Source organism: Klebsiella sp. PL-2018, assembly GCF_019048985.1.
Taxonomy (GTDB): Bacteria; Pseudomonadota; Gammaproteobacteria; order Enterobacterales; family Enterobacteriaceae; genus Klebsiella; species Klebsiella michiganensis.
Genome location: NZ_CP077673.1, coordinates 4,110,655 through 4,131,235 on the forward strand (window position 1 = coordinate 4,110,655; position 20,581 = coordinate 4,131,235).

The 20,581-nt window shown below is 55.9% G+C and carries 16 protein-coding genes; 4 read left to right on the top strand and 12 right to left on the bottom strand.

The features are described from left to right. Nucleotides 1–14: 14 nt before the first annotated feature. From nuoH to MKleb_RS19170, 8 genes are all read right to left on the bottom strand, one after another. Entirely contained in the window at nucleotides 15–992 is a 978-nt protein-coding gene (gene nuoH, locus MKleb_RS19135; RefSeq protein WP_004104068.1) for an NADH-quinone oxidoreductase subunit NuoH, read from the bottom strand. Beyond that, on the bottom strand, nucleotides 989–3,715 hold the full coding sequence (gene nuoG, locus MKleb_RS19140) for an NADH-quinone oxidoreductase subunit NuoG (RefSeq protein ID WP_025106677.1): 2,727 nt from the start codon (nucleotides 3,713–3,715) through the stop codon (nucleotides 989–991). Before nuoG ends, nuoH begins: the two co-directional genes overlap by 4 nt. A 32-nt stretch (nucleotides 3,716–3,747) precedes the next feature. After that, entirely contained in the window at nucleotides 3,748–5,085 is a 1,338-nt protein-coding gene (nuoF, locus tag MKleb_RS19145) for an NADH-quinone oxidoreductase subunit NuoF (protein WP_004852841.1), read from the bottom strand. Further along, on the bottom strand, nucleotides 5,082–5,582 hold the full coding sequence (nuoE, locus tag MKleb_RS19150) for an NADH-quinone oxidoreductase subunit NuoE (RefSeq protein WP_004104075.1): 501 nt from the start codon (nucleotides 5,580–5,582) through the stop codon (nucleotides 5,082–5,084). Before nuoE ends, nuoF begins: the two co-directional genes overlap by 4 nt. A gap of 2 nt (nucleotides 5,583–5,584) precedes the next feature. Next, nucleotides 5,585–7,393, bottom strand: a complete 1,809-nt coding sequence (nuoC, locus tag MKleb_RS19155; RefSeq protein ID WP_025106676.1) for an NADH-quinone oxidoreductase subunit C/D — start codon at nucleotides 7,391–7,393, stop codon at nucleotides 5,585–5,587. A gap of 86 nt (nucleotides 7,394–7,479) precedes the next feature. Then, a complete protein-coding gene (gene nuoB / locus MKleb_RS19160; RefSeq protein WP_002913178.1) occupies nucleotides 7,480–8,154 on the bottom strand; it encodes an NADH-quinone oxidoreductase subunit NuoB in 675 nt (224 codons plus the stop codon). Between the two features lie 15 nt (nucleotides 8,155–8,169). Next, nucleotides 8,170–8,616 (bottom strand): NADH-quinone oxidoreductase subunit NuoA, encoded by a 447-nt coding sequence (gene nuoA / locus MKleb_RS19165; protein WP_004123140.1) that lies wholly within the window; start codon nucleotides 8,614–8,616, stop codon nucleotides 8,170–8,172. A gap of 651 nt (nucleotides 8,617–9,267) precedes the next feature. Beyond that, the gene (locus MKleb_RS19170) at nucleotides 9,268–10,194 is read right to left on the bottom strand and encodes a LysR family transcriptional regulator (protein ID WP_014839121.1); all 927 of its coding nucleotides are present in this window, start codon (nucleotides 10,192–10,194) and stop codon (nucleotides 9,268–9,270) included. A gap of 888 nt (nucleotides 10,195–11,082) precedes the next feature. Between MKleb_RS19170 and alaA the strand changes: the two genes are divergently transcribed. Further along, the gene (gene alaA / locus MKleb_RS19175) at nucleotides 11,083–12,300 is read left to right on the top strand and encodes an alanine transaminase AlaA (protein WP_004852849.1); all 1,218 of its coding nucleotides are present in this window, start codon (nucleotides 11,083–11,085) and stop codon (nucleotides 12,298–12,300) included. An 87-nt stretch (nucleotides 12,301–12,387) separates the two neighbouring features. Further along, nucleotides 12,388–12,987 carry a 5'-deoxynucleotidase gene (yfbR, locus tag MKleb_RS19180; RefSeq protein WP_004852850.1) on the top strand — a complete coding sequence of 200 codons (600 nt, stop codon included), beginning with the start codon at nucleotides 12,388–12,390 and terminating at the stop codon, nucleotides 12,985–12,987. Nucleotides 12,988–13,039: 52 nt separating this feature from the next. Here the strand turns inward: yfbR and MKleb_RS19185 are convergent, their stop codons facing one another. The 4 genes from MKleb_RS19185 to yfbV form a co-directional block, all read right to left on the bottom strand. Continuing rightward, nucleotides 13,040–14,872, bottom strand: a complete 1,833-nt coding sequence (locus tag MKleb_RS19185; protein WP_025106673.1) for an SLC13 family permease — start codon at nucleotides 14,870–14,872, stop codon at nucleotides 13,040–13,042. A gap of 76 nt (nucleotides 14,873–14,948) precedes the next feature. Next, a complete protein-coding gene (locus tag MKleb_RS19190; RefSeq protein WP_009654668.1) occupies nucleotides 14,949–15,608 on the bottom strand; it encodes a sugar phosphatase in 660 nt (219 codons plus the stop codon). Between the two features lie 11 nt (nucleotides 15,609–15,619). Then, entirely contained in the window at nucleotides 15,620–16,114 is a 495-nt protein-coding gene (locus MKleb_RS19195) for a YfbU family protein (RefSeq protein WP_004123152.1), read from the bottom strand. A gap of 86 nt (nucleotides 16,115–16,200) precedes the next feature. Then, complete coding sequence (yfbV, locus tag MKleb_RS19200; RefSeq protein WP_004104090.1) at nucleotides 16,201–16,656, bottom strand: terminus macrodomain insulation protein YfbV; 456 nt, start codon at nucleotides 16,654–16,656, stop codon at nucleotides 16,201–16,203. A 336-nt stretch (nucleotides 16,657–16,992) separates the two neighbouring features. On the opposite strand from yfbV, the gene ackA reads away from it, so the two are divergent. Further along, nucleotides 16,993–18,195, top strand: coding sequence for an acetate kinase (ackA, locus tag MKleb_RS19205; protein WP_025106672.1), 1,203 nt, complete (start codon nucleotides 16,993–16,995; stop codon nucleotides 18,193–18,195). Nucleotides 18,196–18,395: 200 nt separating this feature from the next. Further along, on the top strand, nucleotides 18,396–20,540 hold the full coding sequence (gene pta, locus MKleb_RS19210) for a phosphate acetyltransferase (RefSeq protein WP_014230257.1): 2,145 nt from the start codon (nucleotides 18,396–18,398) through the stop codon (nucleotides 20,538–20,540). Nucleotides 20,541–20,581: the final 41 nt, after the last annotated feature.

A 20,581-nucleotide genomic window follows, 5' to 3' on the forward strand; every position in this document is an offset into this window, starting at 1 on the left:
GGTCAATTCACCCCTTATTGCGCCTGCCAGAGAATGACAGCCGCCGTTACCAACAAGTTGATCAGCGTTAACGGCAGGCATACCTTCCAGCCAAAGGACATTACCTGGTCATAGCGCGGACGCGGTAATGATGCGCGGATCAAAATGAACATCATCATAAAGAACGCGGTTTTCAGCGCGAACCAGATGAAAGGAGGTAACCATGGGCCATTCCAGCCGCCGAAGAACAGCGTCACAATCAGCGCCGATACGGTAACAATCCCGATATATTCACCGACGAAGAACAGACCGAACTTCATGCCGGAGTATTCGATGTGATAACCGTCAGCCAGCTCCTGTTCCGCTTCCGGTTGGTCAAACGGGTGACGGTGACATACCGCTACGCCCGCAATCGCAAAGGTCACGAAGCCGAAGAACTGAGGGATGACGTTCCACAGATGCGCCTGGTTGTTGACGATATCGGTCATGTTGAATGAACCGGCCTGCGCCACCACGCCCATCAGGGAAAGCCCGAGGAACACTTCGTAGCTCAGGGTCTGGGCAGAAGCACGCATCGCGCCAAGCAGCGAGTATTTGTTGTTGCTCGACCAGCCGGCGAACAGCACCGCATAGACCGCCAGACCTGCCATCATCAGGAAGAACAGGATCCCGATGTTCAGATCGGCCACCACCCACGTCGGGCTGACCGGCACAATGGCGAAGGCCAGCAGCAGCGAAGTAAAGGCAATCACCGGCGCCAGAGTAAAGATCACGCGATCCGAGAAGCGCGGAACCCAGTCCTCTTTAAAGAACATTTTGATCATGTCGGCGACGAGCTGCAGCGAACCGCCCCAGCCCACGCGGTTAGGCCCGTAACGGTTCTGGAACAGGCCCAGCAGACGACGTTCGCCAAAGCTCATAAACGCGCCGCAGGTCACCACCACCAGCAGAATCACCACCGCTTTAAGGATGCCTAACAGAATGTCGATGAGATCGGGAGTTAACCAACTCATGCTTTCGCCTCCTGCAGAGTATCAATACGCGCTCCGGTCAGCACCGGTGCAATCCCTGGCATGCCCATCGGTAAGCCAACCTGCCCTGCCGTCAGCCCCGCCGAGATTACCAGCGGCAGGCTAAGCGCCTGGCCATCAACGCTGAAGGAAACCATCGCCCCTTCGTTCACGCCAAGCTTCGCGGCATCTGCCGGGTTCAGCTTAACGTACGGCTGCGGCATGCGGCTCTGGAATACCGGAGCACGCTGCGACAGCTCGTCGCTGCCGAACAGATGATAGTAAGGCGCGATACGCCATTTCCCTTCTTCAGCCTGGAAGCTTGCCGGTACCGCGGTAAAGTACTCAAGACCGCTGGCGGAGGCTTCAATCAGACGCACGCCCGGATCGCCGTGGCGCAGTTTACCACCCACTTCATCCTGGAACTTGTTCCACGCCTGCGGGGAGTTCCAGCCCGGAGCCCAGGCAAAGGGAATTTGCGAGCGCGGCGCGGACGGCTGGTTGTTCCCTTCCATGGAGAAGGCAAACATGGTGTCTTTATCCTGCGGCTGACGGGGTTCATGCACGCTAATGTTGGCGCGCATCGCCGTACGACCGCTATAGCGATGCGGTTCACGGGCAAGCTTCTGACCGCGAATGCGGAAGGTCGCATCCGGCGCGGCGTCTTTGATACCGGCCAGCTGCGGCAGCGCGGCAATGGCGGCGTCAATCACGTGGTCCAGCTGCGTCCAGTCAACCTGGCGGTTGTTAACGGTGCTGTGCAATGAGTGCAGCCAGCGCCAGCTTTCCAGCATCACGGTTTTCGCGTCGTAGTAGGCCGGGTCGTAAACCTGGAAGAAGCGCTGGGCGCGACCTTCGTTGTTGACCACGGTACCGTCGCTTTCCGCGAAGCTTGCCGCGGAGAGCACCAGATGCGCTTTTTCCATAATCGCCGTACGCTGATGGTCAACCACCATGACCAGCGGCGCTTTCGCCAGCGCCGCGTCAACGCGGGCGGCTGAAGCGTGGCGGTGCAGGTCGTTTTCCAGCACGATAACCGCATCGGCGTTACCGGTCTCCAGTTCGCTCAGCGCCTCTTCAAGCGAGCCGCCGCCGATCATCCCGAGGCCTACGCTGTTTACTGCCCGGGCAACCATGGTCACGCCAACGTCAGCGCCGCGGCCTTTCAGGGCTTTCGCCACGTTCGCGGCGGCCTGAATCACCTCGATGCTGCCGGCGTTGGTTCCGGAAACAATCAGCGGTTTTTTCGCTCCGGCTAACGCCTGAACGATCACGTCGATTTTGCCTTTCAGCTCGCTGCTCAGCCCTTCGACCGCCGGCGCGCTATCGTCCAGCGCGTGGGCGATGGCGAAGCCAAGACGCGCCTGATCTTCCACCGGCGCGCGGTAGGTCCATGCGGCGATATCATCAAGACGCGTGTCGTCGATATTGGTCACGAACAGCGGATGCTTCGCGCGCTGGCCGATGTTAAGGATCGCGGCGATCTGCCAGTCGGCGACTTTCTGCGCCGCCGCCATTTCACGCGCTTTGCCTTTCACCGCCTGACGCACCGCCAGCGCGATACGCGCGCCGGTCTGGGTGATGTCCTCACCGAGGATCAGCACCGCATCGTAGGATTCGATCTCGCGCAGCGCCGGGGTATGAATACCGCCTTCGCGCAGCACTTTCAGCATCATCTGCAGGCGCGCTTGTTCGCCCTTCGCGATGCCGGTATAGAAGTTTTCGGCGCCGACCAGCTCGCGCAGCGCAAAGTTGCTTTCAATGCTGGCGCGCGGGGAGCCGATACCAATTACCTTCTTCGACTGGCGCAGGATATCTGCCGCCCCCTGCATCGCCTGTTCGGCGTTGAGGGTGATCAGATCGTCGCCGCGGCGCTGAACCGGCTGACGCGGACGATCTTTCAGATTGACATAGCCATAGCCGAAACGACCGCGGTCGCAGAGGAAGTAACGGTTAACAGTACCGTTATAACGGTTTTCGATACGACGCAGTTCGCCGTAGCGCTCGCCGGGGCTGATGTTACAGCCGATGGAACACTGCTGGCAGATGCTTGGCGCAAACTGCATGTCCCACTTACGGTTATAGCGCTCGGAGTGCGTTTTATCGGTAAAGACGCCGGTCGGACAGACTTCCACCAGGTTACCGGAGAACTCGCTTTCCAGCGTACCGTCTTCCGGACGGCCAAAGTAGACGTTGTCGTGAGCGCCGTAGACGCCCAGGTCGGTACCGTCAGCATAGTCTTTGTAGTAGCGAACGCAGCGGTAGCAGGCGATGCAGCGGTTCATTTCGTGAGAGATGAACGGCCCCAGATCCTGGTTGCGGTGGGTACGCTTGGTAAAGCGGTAGCGACGGAAGCTATGACCGGTCATTACGGTCATATCCTGTAAGTGGCAGTTGCCGCCCTCTTCGCACACCGGACAGTCGTGCGGGTGGTTGGTCATCAGCCACTCAACTACGCTTTCGCGGAACTGCTTCGCTTCTGCGTCGTCGATGGAAATAAAAGTGCCGTCGGATGCCGGTGTCATACAGGACATCACCAGGCGGCCACGCGTGTCTTCCGCGTTCTGATATTGCTTCACCGCACACTGGCGGCAAGCACCAACGCTTCCCAGCGCCGGATGCCAGCAAAAGTAAGGAATATCAAGACCCAGAGAGAGACAAGCTTCTAACAGGTTGTCCGCTCCGTTGACCTCGTACTCTTTGCCGTCTACATGAATCGTAGCCATTAGCGTGCTTCCAAAATAAAAAAACCTTTAGATTACCAGCGCGTCTTAAGCAGGTTCGGCTGAATCCCGTTAATTGCATGGGTATTGCTGAACTGCTGTTTAATGCCAGCTTCGAATTCTTCGCGGAAATATTTAATCGCGCTCTGTAGCGGCTCAACCGCACCCGGCGCGTGCGCGCAGAAGGTTTTACCCGGACCGAGGAATCGACACAGTTGCTCAAGCGTCTCGATATCCCCCGGCTGGCCTTCGCCGCGCTCGAGAGCGCGCAGAATTTTCACGCTCCACGGCAGACCGTCACGGCAAGGCGTACACCAGCCGCAGGACTCACGGGCAAAGAACTCTTCCAGATTGCGTACCAGCGGCACCATGCCGATCTCATGGTCAACCGCCATCGCCAGCGCGGTGCCCAGACGGCTGCCCGCTTTACCAATGCTTTCGAACTCCATCGGCAGGTCGAGATGCGCTTCGGTCAGGAAGTCGGTGCCCGCGCCGCCCGGCTGCCAGGCTTTGAACTTCAGGCCATCGCGCATGCCGCCCGCGTACTCTTCGAGGATCTCGCGCGCGGTGGTGCCGAACGGCAGCTCCCAGACGCCCGGATTCTTCACGCGGCCGGAGAAACCCATCAGCTTGGTGCCGGCGTCTTTACTGGTCGAAATGTTCTGATACCACTCGACGCCGTTGGCCAGAATCGCCGGGACGTTGCACAGGGTTTCAACGTTGTTTACGCAGGTCGGTTTGCCCCAGACGCCGGAGCTGGCCGGAAACGGCGGCTTCGAACGTGGGTTGGCGCGGCGGCCTTCGAGGGAGTTAATCAGTGCGGTTTCTTCGCCGCAGATATAGCGCCCTGCCCCGGTGTGCACAAACAGTTCGAAGTCAAAACCGGTACCAAGGATATTTTTACCCAACAGGCCCGCTTCGGTCGCTTCGGCAATGGCCCGGCGCAGATGCTGCGCCGCTTCGATATATTCGCCGCGCAGGAAGATATAGCCGCGCCAGGCTTTCAGCGCGAACGCGGAGATCAGCATGCCTTCCACCAGCAGGTGCGGCAGCTGTTCCATCAGCAGGCGGTCTTTATAGGTGCCCGGCTCCATTTCATCAGCGTTACACAGCAGGTAACGGATGTTCATGGACTCGTCTTTCGGCATCAGGCTCCACTTCAGACCGGTGGAAAAGCCCGCGCCGCCGCGCCCTTTCAGGCCAGCGTCTTTTACCGCAGTGACGATTTCATCCGGCGCCATGCCGGAGAGCGCTTTACGCGCCCCGGCGTAGCCGTTTTTACTCTGGTATTCATCCAGCCATACCGGCTGTTTGTCGTCGCGCAGACGCCAGGTTAACGGATGGGTTTCGGCAGTACGAATAATGGTTTTCATTTATACCGCTCCAGGAGGTCAGGAATCGCTTCCGGCGTCAGATAACTGTGAGTGTCCTCATCAATCATCATGGTCGGCCCCTTGTCGCAGTTGCCCAGGCAGCAGGTCGGCAGCAGGGTGAAGCGGCCATCAAAGGTGGTTTGACCCGGTTTGATATCCAGCTTCTTCTCAATCGCCGACTGAATGCCCTGGAACCCGGTGATGTGGCACACCACGCTGTCGCAGTAGCGAATCACGTGACGGCCCACCGGCTGGCGGAAAATCTGGCTGTAGAAGGTCGCAACGCCTTCTACGTCGCTGGCCGGGATCCCCAGCACATCGGCGATAGCGTAGATTGCGCCGTCCGGCACCCAGCCGCGCTGCTTCTGAACGATCTTCAGCGCTTCAATGGACGCCGCACGCGGGTCTTCGTAGTGGTGCTTCTCGTGCTCAATCGCCTCACGCTCTGCCGCACTCAGCTCAAAAGCCTCGGTTTGTGGTTGTTGATTCTCGTGCATAATTAGCGGTCCACGTCTGACATAACAAAATCGATACTACCCAGATAGACAATCAGGTCGGAGACCAGACTGCCGCGAATAGCGGCCGGGATCTGCTGCAGGTGCGCGAAGCTTGGCGTGCGCACGCGGGTGCGGTAGCTCATGGTGCTGCCGTCGCTGGTCAGGTAGTAACTGTTAATACCCTTGGTCGCTTCAATCATCTGGAAGGATTCTTGCGCCGGCATGACCGGGCCCCAGGAAACCTGCAGGAAGTGCGTAATCAGGGTTTCGATATGCTGCAGCGTGCGCTCTTTTGGCGGCGGCGTCGTCAGCGGATGATCCGCCTTGAACGGGCCTTCCGGCATGTTATCGAGGCACTGCTGAAGAATGCGCAGGCTCTGGCGCAGCTCTTCCACTTTCAGCATCACGCGGGTGTAGCAGTCGGAGACGCCACCGCCGGTCGGGATCTCAAAGTCGAAGTTTTCATAGCCAGAATAGGGACGCCATTTACGTACGTCGAAGCCGATGCCGGTCGCGCGCAGGCCCGCGCCGGTGGTGCCCCACTCCAGCGCTTCTTTCGCGTTGTAGGCGGCAACCCCTTTCGAACGACCGATGAGGATGGTGTTGCGCAGCGCGGCTTTCTCATAGGAATCCAGACGCTTCGGCATCCACTCGAGGAATTCGCGCAGCAGGCGATCCCAGCCGCGGGGCAGGTCGTGCGCGACGCCGCCGATGCGGAACCAGGCCGGGTGCATACGGAAACCGGTGATCGCTTCCACCAGATCGTAGATCTTTTGACGGTCGGTAAAGGCAAAGAACACCGGCGTCATCGCCCCGACGTCCTGAATAAAGGTGGAGATGTACAACAGATGGCTGTTGATACGGAACAGCTCGGAGAGCATCACGCGGATCACGTTGACGCGATCCGGCACGGTTATTCCCGCCAGTTTCTCAACCGCCAGCACGTAAGGCATTTCGTTAACGCAGCCGCCGAGATATTCAATACGGTCGGTATACGGAATGTAGCTGTGCCAGGACTGGCGCTCGCCCATTTTCTCGGCGCCGCGGTGGTGGTAGCCGATATCTGGCACGCAGTCGATGATCTCTTCGCCATCAAGCTGCAGAATAATACGGAACGCACCGTGAGCGGAGGGGTGGTTCGGGCCGAGGTTAAGGAACATGAAGTCCTCGTTTTCGGTCCCGCGCTTCATGCCCCACTCTTCCGGTTTGAAGGTCAGCGCTTCCATTTCCAGATCCTGTTTGGCTTTGGTCAGCTCAAACGGGTCAAATTCGGTGGCGCGCGCCGGGTAGTCTTTACGCAGCGGGTGACCTTCCCAGGTCGGCGGCATCATGATGCGGCGCAGATTCGGGTGACCATCGAAGGTCACGCCAAACATCTCCCAGGTTTCACGCTCATACCAGTTGGCGTTAGGGAACAGTTTGGTGAAGGTCGGCAGATGCAGATCGTTTTCAGACAAGGCAACCTTGAGCATGATGTCGCGGTTGCGGTCTATGGAAATCAGATGATAGAAAACGGAAAAATCCGCGGCGGGTAAACCGTCGCGGTGCGTGCGCAGACGTTCATCCATGCCGTGCAGGTCAAACAGCATCACGTAAGGCTTCGGCAATTTCCTCAGGAAATCACCCACCTCAAGCAGCTGTTCACGCTTCACCCAAACCACCGGAACGCCGGTGCGGGTTGGCTGAACGGTAAAGGCATCCGGCCCAAAACGGTTGCGCAGTTCGCCGATCACCGGGTCATCAAGGTGATCGCGGGTTTGCCAGGCTGGTGCGGCGTCATGCGCGGTTAAATCGGTCATATTGTTCACCATTGCAAAAGGTCCGTGGTGACTGCCGGCGAGGCTTCGCGCTGTAGTAGATTGATTTGCGAAGTTTTTATCCCGCCCGCAGGCGCAAGTTAAATCTCGTCCGGAGTCCGCAGATTGGTCACTGCAATACGTTCGCCGCGTTTACGCTCGCGTTCCGACTGCATATTGGCGCGGTACACGCCCTGATCGCCAACCACCCACGAGAGCGGACGGCGTTCTTTACCAATGGATTCCTGCAGCAGCATCAGCGCCTGCATATAAGCTTCCGGACGCGGCGGGCAGCCCGGGATGTAAACATCGACCGGAATAAACTTATCTACGCCCTGGACGACAGAGTAAATATCGTACATTCCGCCGGAGTTGGCGCATGCGCCCATCGAGATAACCCACTTCGGCTCCAGCATCTGGTCATAAAGACGCTGAATGACCGGCGCCATTTTGGTAAAGCAGGTGCCGGCAACCACCATCAGGTCAGCCTGACGCGGGGAGGCACGTAATACTTCTGCACCAAAGCGCGCAACGTCATGCACCGCGGTGAATGACGTCACCATTTCCACGTAGCAGCAAGAAAGGCCGAAGTTGTAAGGCCAGATTGAGTTCTTACGGCCCCAGTTCACCATGTCATGCAAGGCGTGTTCGAGTTTCCCCATATACACGCTTTTATTGACTTCTTGCTCCAGGGGGTCGGTTACGATCTCCTGTTTTTGCAGGGGGTAACGGTCGTTCTCACCGTTAGGATCGATGCGGGTGAGCGTATAATCCATCTTATTGCCTCGCTTTTACTGCGTATGACGGTTAGTGGGACTGTCTGTTTCCGGGTTAACCAGCGTGCGACGGGAGCGCGCAGGCGTCCAGTCCAGTGCGCCGATACGAACGAGGTAAACCAGACCAGCCAGTAGCACTAAAATGAAAATTGCGGCTTCCACAAAGCCGACCCAGCCGCTTTCACGGATAGAAGTCGACCATGCGTAGAGATACAGGGCTTCCACGTCGAAGATAACGAAGAACATGGCAACCAGATAAAACTTCGCAGAAAGACGTAAGCGAGCCGAACCGACGGAGTCGATCCCGGATTCAAACGGCGTGTTCTTGCTTCGCGCGCGCGCGCGTCCGCCAAGGTACCAGCCGCCGACGAGCATCAGGCAGCACAGGCCGATAGCGATGATGAGAAATATAGCGAATGCCCAATGATGAGCGATGACTTCAGTGGATGTTGACATACGCATTGCTTAACCAAAAAAGTGTAGCGCTAAAACCCTCTGCTCTTACTGGCAGATGAACGCCACAGCGTTTCACGGGGAGGAATAAAAAAATAGCCGTGCAAAAAAGCGTCCCTGGGTGATGTGGAAGGCCAGTTGCGGTGGCTTTTTACTCCTTTCATTAACCTTTTGTCAACTTTAACAAAAGTTTTCACAACATTAATTTACATTGGATTTTTTTCATTAACATTAAATGCCCTTTCATGCGGAATAACCTTGCATACTGTTCGGCTTTAGTGTTGTTGAATCGTGTCCGTTTCCGCCGTAAATCAAAATGGCCCGCCTATTTTGACAGGATTCAGACACGATTCCTCCCCCTAAGGAGGGGTATTTTCTTGATCTGCGACACGCTTTTGTTAATTCAACCAAGAAAACAGCAACAAACCAGATGGTTTTTTAACATTAGCAGGAAGTATTGAAAGTGCAGAGAAAAGTCGAGAAATGAGAGGAGGAGCGGATCTAACCTACTGATTTAGCTCAAAAGAAATCAACAAAAGTTTCTATTAATCAATAAAATTTGAAAAAAACGAACCGCAGCGGCAATTTCACACGTCTGGGGTTCGTTTTTACACTTACATTTTGTTACCAGTTTTTGTGATGTTTGTTAGCTTTTCCCGCTCAGGAAATAAGGGAATTATCTCCCCCTTCGGGAGTATAAACGCGTTGCGTTGACCACGGCTGGTACTCTGCGCTCAACGACTGAAAAATGGCCTGCGTCAGCTCGCTTGCCTTCTGCGGATTGCAGTTCAGCATGTAGCGGGTATCCGGCAGTACGGGTAAACCGTCACTCCGGCCCGGTACGCGAAATTCGGGGCTCATCATCTCTACCGGCTGCGCGGTCACGCCAAGCCCGGCTTTCACCGCCGCCTTCACCCCCGCCATTGAGCTTGCCGCATGGGAAAGATGCCACGCAACGCCGGCGGCGTTGAGTACCTCAACGATCTCTTCCCGAAACGGATCCGGGGCATCCAGCAAAACAAGCGGGACAGACTCGCCCTGAGGGAGGACATAATCCGCTGCGCAGTACCACAGCGTTGGCGACGTGCGCAGCGTCAGCATGTCAGAACCCTTGGTTTGTCGGGTCGTCAGCGCAAGATCGATTGCCCCGCTCTTCAGCATATCGACGATATCAAGGTGTTTGAGGACTTTGATTTCCAGCGTCAGCCTGGGATAAAAACTACCAATCCGGTTTAACAGGCACGGTAAAATGGTATCCGCCGTCTCATCAGAGGCTCCGACGGTCAGCGTTCCCTGCAGGCTGCCAAACATGAGCGACATACAGGCTTCATCGTTAAAGCGCAGAATTTTCCGCGCATAGCCCAGCAGCTGAATGCCCTGCTCGGTCAGAAGCTTATTGCGCCCGTGGCGAGCAAAAAGCTCTTTGCCAACCAGCTGCTCCAGCCGCTGCATCTGCTGGCTCACCGCTGACTGGGTCCGGCGCACCGCGACGGCGGCAGCGGCAAAGGTACTGAGATCGGCGACGGCAACAAAGGTTCTCAAGAGATCGAGGTCTAAATTTAGTATCGAACGATTTTCATTTATCATATTTGCTTCACATTCAGGCGGCTAATGCTTACCTGCCTTGTTGATGCTGTGCTCCAGGCTTCCGGCTAATCCTTAAGCTTCGCGTTACCCGCCAGAGACGGACGGATGAACAACTGGACGAACGTTATTGCATTAGAAAGCACTCATCCGCAGCAAATGCGCGGAATTTCAGAGTAATATTTTGCTCGTACGCCTAAGCGCTTTTAATTACGACGCATTTGTTTTTGTGATGTGACGCAAAAAAATAGCCGTCAATGACCATTGTCTGCATCCTCACCGGCGACAAACCTTGCCATCGGGCTCAGGCAGAACAAAAACCTGCAATAACAATGTATTAATAAAGAAATAAGCTATCTGGCATAGCCATATGTCGGTATTAACGGCGATATTCTAACCGAAAACCACAATATTTATAAGCGTTAATCAGTATTATCTCAGGCCACTTTAAATGCTGGTCAGCACTTTAATTAAATTAACAGATCTAAGAATATTCCTTGCATAAAATAAAACTCATTTAGCTATTAAATACTTTCATTAAAAATATCTAGCAAAGTTGTTACAACCTTCAGCGTATTGTGAATTAAACGTTCACCAGACGATGATTCGTTTTACGCGCAAAAAACAAGCGCCGGTCCTCTTTAAATCAACAAACCAGATAAACGTTCGCCAAAACACCACCAGGCACAACATAAGACCATCAATAAAATTATTAAAGGTGTAATGTATAAACAAAATCGCTTTCCACCAGAGAAATTGATTAAACAAAAAAGCGATGAATAGCAAAATCTTCTCCTGTTAACCCTTCAAAACAGCGGGGAGGCGGAGTACATTATTCCGTGCTGACTTCCACGGCAGGGAGTGGCGATAACAGCTAAAAGGTCAAGGTTCATGTCCCCCATCGAAAAATCCAGCAAGTTAGATAACGTCTGTTACGACATCCGCGGCCCGGTTCTGAAAGAGGCGAAACGCCTTGAAGAAGAAGGCAATAAAGTCCTGAAGCTGAACATCGGCAACCCAGCGCCGTTTGGCTTTGACGCGCCTGACGAGATCCTCGTTGACGTTATCCGCAACCTCCCTACCTCGCAGGGCTACAGTGATTCAAAGGGCCTCTATTCCGCCCGTAAGGCCATCATGCAGCATTACCAGGCCCGCGGTATGCGTGATGTGACGGTCGAAGATATCTATATCGGTAACGGCGTTTCGGAGCTTATCGTCCAGGCCATGCAGGCGCTGCTGAACAGCGGCGATGAAATGCTGGTCCCGGCGCCGGATTATCCGCTGTGGACCGCCGCGGTCGCGCTTTCCAGCGGTAAAGCGGTGCACTATCTTTGCGATGAGTCTTCCGACTGGTTCCCGGACCTCGACGATATCCGCGCGAAAATCACCCCGCGTACCCGCGGCATCGTGATTATCAACCCGAATAACCCAACCGGCGCGGTGTACTCAAAAGAGCTGCTGATGGAGATCGTCGAGATCGCCCGCCAGCATAACCTGATTATTTTCGCCGATGAGATCTACGATAAGATCCTCTACGATGAAGCGCAGCACCACTCAATTGCGCCGCTGGCCCCGGATCTACTCACCGTTACCTTTAACGGCCTGTCAAAAACCTACCGCGTTGCCGGCTTCCGCCAGGGCTGGATGGTGCTGAACGGGCCGAAGAAACACGCAAAAGGCTATATCGAAGGCCTGGAGATGCTGGCCTCTATGCGCCTGTGCGCCAACGTCCCGGCCCAGCATGCGATCCAAACCGCTCTCGGCGGCTATCAGAGCATCAGCGAATTTATTGTTCCCGGCGGACGCTTGTATGAACAGCGTAATCGCGCCTGGGAGCTGATTAACGACATTCCGGGCGTCTCGTGCACTAAGCCGAAAGGCGCGCTGTATATGTTCCCGAAAATCGACGCTAAACGCTTTAATATTCACGATGACCAGAAGATGGTGCTCGATTTTCTGCTGCAGGAGAAAGTCCTGCTGGTTCAGGGTACCGCCTTTAACTGGCCGTGGCCGGACCACGTGCGTATTGTGACCCTTCCGCGCGAAGACGATCTTGAAATGGCAATTACCCGTTTCGGGCGTTTCCTTTCCGGCTACCACCAGCTCTGATTTTATCTGTCCAGCCGCCGGGATTTGCATCCGGCGGCAATCCCTGCGCACAATGGCACCCGACGTCGTAACTGATTAAGGGTTCCTATGAGTCAGAGTCATTTCTTTGCCCACCTCTCCCGCCTGAAACTGATCAACCGCTGGCCGCTGATGCGTAATGTGCGCACCGAAAACGTCTCCGAACACAGCTTACAGGTCGCGATGGTGGCCCATGCGCTGGCGGCGATCAAAAATCGTAAATTCGGCGGCCGGGTTAACGCCGAACGCATCGCGCTGCTGGCGATGTATCACGATGCCTCGGAAGTCCTGACCGGCGACCTGCCGACGCCGGTAAAATATTTCAATTCGCAGATCGCGCAAGAGTACAAAGCCATCGAAAAAATCGCCCAGCAGAAGCTGGTCGATATGGTTCCTGATGAACTGCGCGACATTTTTGAACCGCTGATCGATGAACATCACTACAGCGAAGAGGAAAAATCCCTTGTCAAGCAGGCGGATGCGCTTTGCGCCTACCTGAAGTGTCTGGAAGAGCTATCGGCGGGGAACAATGAATTTCTGCTGGCCAAAGGCCGCCTTGAGAAAACGCTGGAATCGCGCCGCAGCGCAGAGATGGACTACTTTATGCAGGTGTTCGTCCCGAGCTTCCATCTTTCCCTCGATGAAATCAGCCAGGATTCGCCTTTATAACCCCACACTTCCCCGGCCAGCGTCAGCCTGACCGGGGAAGGATGCCGCTGAATCAGAACGGAAACAGCGCCGGGATCAGCAGGACGCACACCACCATCACCAGGAGGGTGAACGGCACGCCGATTTTGACAAAATCGCTGAATGAATATTTCCCCGGCCCCAGCACCAGGGTGTTCACCGGCGACGATACCGGGGTCATAAACGCCGCCGAGGCCGCCATGGCGACCACCATCGCAAAGGGATAAGGCGAAACGCCCATCGACTTTGCCGCGGCCAGCGCAATGGGCGCCATCAGCACCGCGGTGGCGGTATTGGAAATAAACAGGCCGATAGCCGCGCACATTACGAACAGGCAGCCAAGCATCAGGTACGGTCCTTTGCTCCCCGCCACATCCATGAGTCCCTGAACCACCAGATCCACGCCGCCGGTTTTCTGCAGCGCCAGAGCAAAAGGCATCATTCCGACAATCAAGATAATGCTCGGCCAGTGGATAGCTTTATAGGCGCTCTCGGCGTTAATACAGCGGAATTTCCCCATCAGCAGGCAGGCAATGATGGCCGCTATAGGGTTAGGAATTTCGTCAGTCAGCATCAGTGCGACCATCAGCACCAGACAGAAAATCGCGTGCGGCGCCTGGCTGTGCGCCGGCGAGGCGTCGTTGACCTCGATGGGCATATTCAGCACCACAAAGTCACGGCCCCGCTTAGCCAGCAGCGCTATCTGCCGCCAGTTGCCCACCACCAGCATGATATCGCCAAGCTGCAAGGCTTCATCGGTCACCGCGCCGTCAAGGGCTTTGCCATCGCGTTTCAGCCCCACGATGTTCAAATCGAAACGGGTACGAAAAGCGATTTCGCGCACCGACTTGCCAATCAGTTCTGAATCCGGGATCAGAGAGACTTCCGCCATCCCCACGTCCAGCGCCTGATCGGAAAAATATTCGCCGCGCAGCACCATCGGTTCGAGCATCTGCTCGCCGCAGAACTGGCGTAAATCCACGTCTGAGGCCGACATATCGATCAGCAAGACGTCGCGGGCGCGGAATTCCGATACGCCGTTAACGTTAACGATAACCCGTCGAAAGCGCCGCCAGCGCTCAACGCCGATAACGTTCGCCCCGTAGCGCTCGCGTAGCTTCAGGTCGTCCAGGCGCTGGCCAATCATCGGCGAGCCGGGGCGTATGGCCAGGCGGCGCGCGCGCCCCGTGAGATGATAATCTTTAATGAGATCGCGGAAGGTGCTTCTTTTTCGGCCATCTCGCGCTTGCTCGCCCTCTTCCCCTTTGAGCATAAAGCGCATCACCAGCATATAGAAAACGCCCAGAACCAGCACCACCAGACCTATCGGCGTAACGCTAAAAAAGCTGAATCCTTGCAGCCCTTCGCGTAAAAGTTCGCTGTTAACGACCAGGTTGGGCGGTGTGGCCACCAGGGTCATCATCCCGCTGATAAGTCCGGCAAAACTGAGCGGCATCATCAACCGCGAAGGGGAGGTGTTCATGCGCATCGACACGCTGAGCACCACGGGGATAAAAATGGCCACCACGCCGGTCGAGCTCATAAACGCCCCTAATCCGGCAACGGTTAACATCAAATAGACCAGCATTTTGGTTTCGCTGTTGCCGGCAACCTTCACCAGCCAGGAGCCCATTTTGGTGGCGACCCCGGTGCGCACCAGCCCATCGCCAATAATAAAAAGCGCGGCAATAAGAATAACGTTAGGATCGCTAAAGCCGGAGAAGGCCTCGCTGAGCGTTAAAGTGTCGCTGAGGACGAAAGCGACAATCACCAGCAATGCGATAGCGTCCATGCGCACTTTTCCGGTGGCAAAGAGCACGACGGCTACGGCAAGAAGAGATAACACCCAAATCAATTCACCGTTCACAACTTATCCTTGTCAGAAGATGGAGTTGGAAGTCTGGCATAAAAAAGCCCCGCCGGCGCGGGGCTAAATCATGAGATTAATCTTTAAGGATAATATTCACGTTGCCGTCAGGCAGGCGTTCAACCTGCAGGCTCTCCAGCGTCGTTAATACTAAATCCGCTTCATCAAGACGCGGCGCATCGGCGGGCACATTGACCGCGATGGTGCGACAGCCGGCATTCAGCCCGGCGAGCAGACCGGCAGGCGCATCCTCCACGACGGCGCAATCCCCCGGCGCCAGCCCCAACAGTTCAGCCCCCAGCAGGTAGGCGTCCGGTGCGGGTTTCCCGTGCTTTACGCGCTCGGCGGTAACAAAAACCTTCGCCTCAGGCAGCCCCGCGGCACGATGACGAGCGTGGGCGACGGGTATCGAACCCGACGTCACGATCGCCCACGGAATCCCCGCGCGATCGAGCGTCCTGAGCAACGCCACCGCGCCCGGCAGCGCCGTTACGCCATCCGTATCCGTTGCTTCTACCGTTTCCAGCAGGGTGAACTCTGCCTGAATCTCCTCTTCGCTGCGGCCGGGGAGAAAATGACGCAACGAGGTTATCGCCTGTTTGCCATGAATGAAGTTCAGCACTTCATCATGAGGGATACTGAACCGATCCGCCCATTTGCACCACGAACGCTCCACTACCGGCAACGAATCGACCAATGTCCCGTCAAGATCAAACAGGAAACCTTTACACTGCACGGGAACCTCCATCAGGCGTTGATAATTTGGTTAATTTCGTTACTGCTTAAATGGTACTGACGCGGGCAGGAGTGCCAGGTGCTCAGCATGCGCTGGTATTTTTCCCACATCGGGGTCTGGGAGTTAAAACCGTGAGTGCCGGCGTCAAAGTGGCTGTAGCGCCCTTCAACGTTAACCATAAAGCGAACATAGCCGAGATAGCGGGCTTCGGTCGCCACGTCGAAGCCGAGGAAGGTGACCCGACGCTCGTCAATTCCGCTGGCATCCTTCAGGTTCGTCCAGGAGACATGCAGCGCGTGATACATCTCCATGATATCAATGATGGTACGACACGTTTCCTCGGTAAGCTGGCCAAACTCGCGGTCCAGCTCGCGCATCTGCAGCCCGTATCCACGCTCAATGATGGTCTGCAGGCGGCGGTAACGTTCAGCGTTGTCCGGATCGAGCATCGTCATCATTTTGTATTGATTCGACAGAATCAGACGCTGCGCATTGGTCATTTCCATTTTTGACTCCTGTGGCACTTTTACGACGTGAAAAAAGAAGGCGCATAATTCATGCGCCTTCTTTTATATGCGTTTTCCCGATGCAATTACAAATCATCAAGGAAAGTTTTATCCAGTTGTTTGAAGGCGCGCTTAAGCGTGTCAGCTAAAGCCTGATAATCCGGCTTGCCGTCAACCGGCGTCAGCGCTTGTCCCGCCTCCTGCAGTTTACCCCGTACTTCATAAAACCAGTTCAGTATCGACGGCGGCAGCGGCGTTACCGAACGCTTACCCAGCCACCATAAGCCTTGCATCGGCAGACTCAGCGCGAACAGCGCGGTAGCCACGGCAGGGCCCAGCTGGCCGCCGAGGGCGATTTGCCAGCACAGCGTGAAAATCGCCACCGGCGGCATGATGCGAATCGCATAGCGCGTGGCGCGAATAATACGGTTTTCAATAAACACCGGGGCAAGGCGCTTATCCAGGGGCCAGGTCTTTGCATAGTGCTGCCCGTGGCGAAACAAGCCAAAAAAACTCACAGGGCGATTCTCGGGACCGGACATGGCTTACCTCAACTTTACATATAAAACTTAAAAAATTTGTGCAAAACACCAACTGTGCATGACAACGTTCAAAAGATTTTGGCAATGGCGGCCTCAATCAGGTATTCTGTGCGCACCTGAGGGGCGGTTAGACCCTTTTACCAGGTTAGTCAAATTATCGCATATTCTGCCACCGGCTGAAAATTATGCAAAATGACATAAAATCAAATGTACTTCTCTCATCGTGCCCGAAAACAGTACAAGGCATGATGTTAATCATAAATGTCGATGTCATCCTGCGCTACGCTTTGTGACACACTGACGTTTTTTTAGCCACGTATCATAAAAGGTACTTCCATGTCGAGTAAGTTAGTACTGGTTCTGAACTGCGGTAGCTCCTCTCTGAAATTCGCTATCCTTGATGCCGTCAACGGCGACGAATACCTGTCTGGTTTAGCAGAATGTTTCCATCTTCCTGAAGCCCGTATCAAATGGAAAATGGACGGCAGCAAGCAAGAAGCCGAATTAGGCGCTGGCGCTGCTCACAGTGAAGCGCTGAACTTTATCGTTAACACTATTCTGGCACAAAAACCAGAACTGTCTGCTCAGCTGACCGCAATCGGCCACCGCATCGTTCACGGTGGTGAAAAATACACCAGCTCCGTCGTTATCGATGACTCCGTGATTCAGGGAATCAGAGACTCCGCCTCTTTCGCTCCGCTGCACAACCCGGCGCACCTGATCGGTATCGCTGAGGCGCTGAAATCTTTCCCTAATCTGAAAGACAAGAACGTTGCCGTGTTCGACACCGCGTTCCATCAGACCATGCCGGAAGAATCTTACCTCTATGCCCTGCCGTACAGCCTGTACAAAGAACACGGCGTACGTCGCTACGGCGCGCACGGCACCAGCCACTTCTATGTGACTCAGGAAGCCGCGAAAGTTCTGAACAAACCGGTTGAAGAACTGAACATCATCACCTGCCATCTGGGCAACGGTGGTTCCGTTTCCGCTATCCGCAACGGTAAATGCGTTGACACTTCCATGGGGCTGACTCCGCTGGAAGGTCTGGTTATGGGTACGCGTTCTGGCGATATCGACCCGGCAATCATTTTCCATCTGCACGATGCCCTGGGCATGAGCGTAGATGCCATCAACAAAATGCTGACCAAAGAGTCCGGTCTGCTCGGTCTGACCGAAGTGACCAGCGACTGCCGCTACGTTGAAGACAACTACCAGGAAAAAGCTGACGCTAAACGTGCCATGGACGTTTACTGCCACCGCCTGGCGAAATATATCGGCTCCTACACCGCGCTGATGGACGGTCGTCTGGACGCCGTCGTATTCACCGGTGGTATCGGTGAGAACGCCGCGATGGTTCGCGAACTGTCTCTGGGCAAACTGGGCGTACTGGGCTTTGAAGTTGATCACGAGCGCAACCTGGCTGCCCGTTTCGGCAAGTCTGGCTTCATCAACAAAGAAGGCACTCGCCCGGCTATCGTCATTCCGACCAACGAAGAGCTGGTCATCGCGCAAGACGCCAACCGTCTGACCGCCTGATTCCACACCGCCAGCCATAACCCTAAATAATTCGAGTTGCAGGAAGGCGGCGACGCAGAGAATCCCCAGGAGCGTACGAGTAGTACGTAACTGGGGTGAGCGAGTAAAGCCAACGCACATGCAACTTGAAGTATGACGGGAAGCTGGTGGTGCAGTTTTGTATCCCGCCTGATACTGGCGGTAACGAAAGAGGATATATCGTGTCCCGTACAATCATGCTGATCCCTACCGGAACCAGCGTAGGCCTGACCAGCGTCAGCCTCGGTGTTATCCGTGCTATGGAACGTAAAGGCGTTCGTCTGAGCGTCTTTAAACCTATCGCTCAACCGCGTGCCGGTGGCGATGCGCCAGACCAGACTACCACTATTATTCGCGCGAACTCCGACCTTCCGGCCGCAGAACCGCTGAAGATGAGCCACGTTGAGTCGCTGCTCTCCAGCAATCAGAAAGACGTGCTGATGGAAGAGATCATCGCCAACTACCACGCCAACGCGCAGGATGCGGAAGTGGTGCTGGTTGAAGGTCTGGTCCCGACCCGCAAACATCAGTTTGCCCAGTCTCTGAACTACGAAATCGCGAAAACGCTGAACGCTGAAATCGTTTTTGTGATGTCCCAGGGTACCGATACTCCTGAACAGCTGAAAGAGCGCATTGAGCTGACTCGCAGCAGCTTCGGCGGCGCGAAAAACACCAGCGTCACCGGCGTGATCGTCAACAAGCTGAATGCGCCGGTTGACGAACAGGGCCGTACTCGCCCTGACCTGTCGGAAATCTTCGACGACTCTTCCAAAGCAAAAGTCGTGAAGATCGATCCGGCTCAGCTGCAGAGCGGTAGCCCATTACCGGTTCTGGGCGCGGTGCCGTGGAGCTTCGATCTGATCGCCACCCGCGCGATTGATATGGCGCATCACCTGAACGCCACCATCATCAACGAAGGCGACATCAATACCCGTCGCGTGAAGTCCGTCACCTTCTGTGCGCGTAGCATTCCGCACATGCTGGAACACTTCCGCGCAGGTTCCCTGCTGGTCACTTCCGCAGACCGTCCTGACGTTCTGGTCGCCGCCTGCCTGGCCGCGATGAACGGCGTGGAAATCGGCGCTATCCTGCTGACCGGCGGCTACGAAATGGACGCCCGCATCAGCAAACTGTGCGAACGCGCGTTTGCAACCGGCCTGCCGGTATTCATGGTTAACACCAACACCTGGCAAACCTCTCTGAGCCTGCAGAGCTTCAACCTGGAAGTTCCGGTTGACGATCACGAGCGCATCGAGAAAGTTCAGGAATACGTGGCTAACTATATCAACGCCGACTGGATTGAATCGCTGACCGCAACTTCCGAGCGCAGCCGTCGCCTCTCTCCGCCAGCCTTCCGCTATCAGCTTACCGAGCTGGCGCGTAAAGCAGGCAAGCGCGTCGTGCTGCCGGAAGGCAACGAGCCGCGTACCGTTAAAGCCGCGGCTATCTGCGCCGAGCGCGGTATCGCCACCTGCGTACTGCTGGGTAACCCGGATGAAATCACCCGCGTGGCCGCCTCTCAGGGCGTAGAGCTGGGCGCCGGTATTGAAATCGTTGACCCGGAAGTGGTTCGCGAAAGCTACGTTGCTCGCCTGGTCGAACTGCGTAAGAGCAAGGGGATGACCGAAGCGGTTGCCCGCGAGCAGCTGGAAGACAACGTGGTTCTCGGCACCCTGATGCTGGAGCAGGACGAAGTCGACGGTCTGGTATCCGGCGCGGTTCACACCACCGCCAACACCATCCGTCCGCCGCTGCAGCTGATCAAAACGGCGCCGGGCAGCTCCCTGGTCTCCTCCGTATTCTTCATGCTGCTGCCGGAACAGGTTTACGTTTACGGCGACTGCGCGATCAACCCGGATCCGACCGCTGAACAGTTGGCTGAAATCGCCATCCAGTCCGCAGACTCCGCAATTGCCTTCGGCATCGAACCGCGCGTGGCCATGCTCTCCTACTCCACCGGCACCTCTGGCGCCGGCAGCGATGTAGAGAAAGTACGCGAAGCCACGCGTCTGGCGCAGGAAAAACGTCCTGACCTGATGATCGACGGCCCGCTGCAGTACGATGCGGCGGTCATGGCTGACGTTGCGAAATCCAAAGCGCCGAACTCCCCGGTTGCCGGCCGCGCTACCGTGTTCATCTTCCCGGATCTGAACACCGGTAACACCACTTACAAAGCCGTACAGCGTTCTGCCGACCTGATATCCATCGGGCCGATGCTGCAGGGGATGCGTAAGCCGGTGAACGACCTGTCCCGTGGCGCGCTGGTTGACGATATCGTCTATACCATCGCCCTGACCGCGATTCAGTCGTCCCAGCAGCAAGCATAATCTGCCCGCTGCATGAAAAAAGGCGACCGGATGGTCGCCTT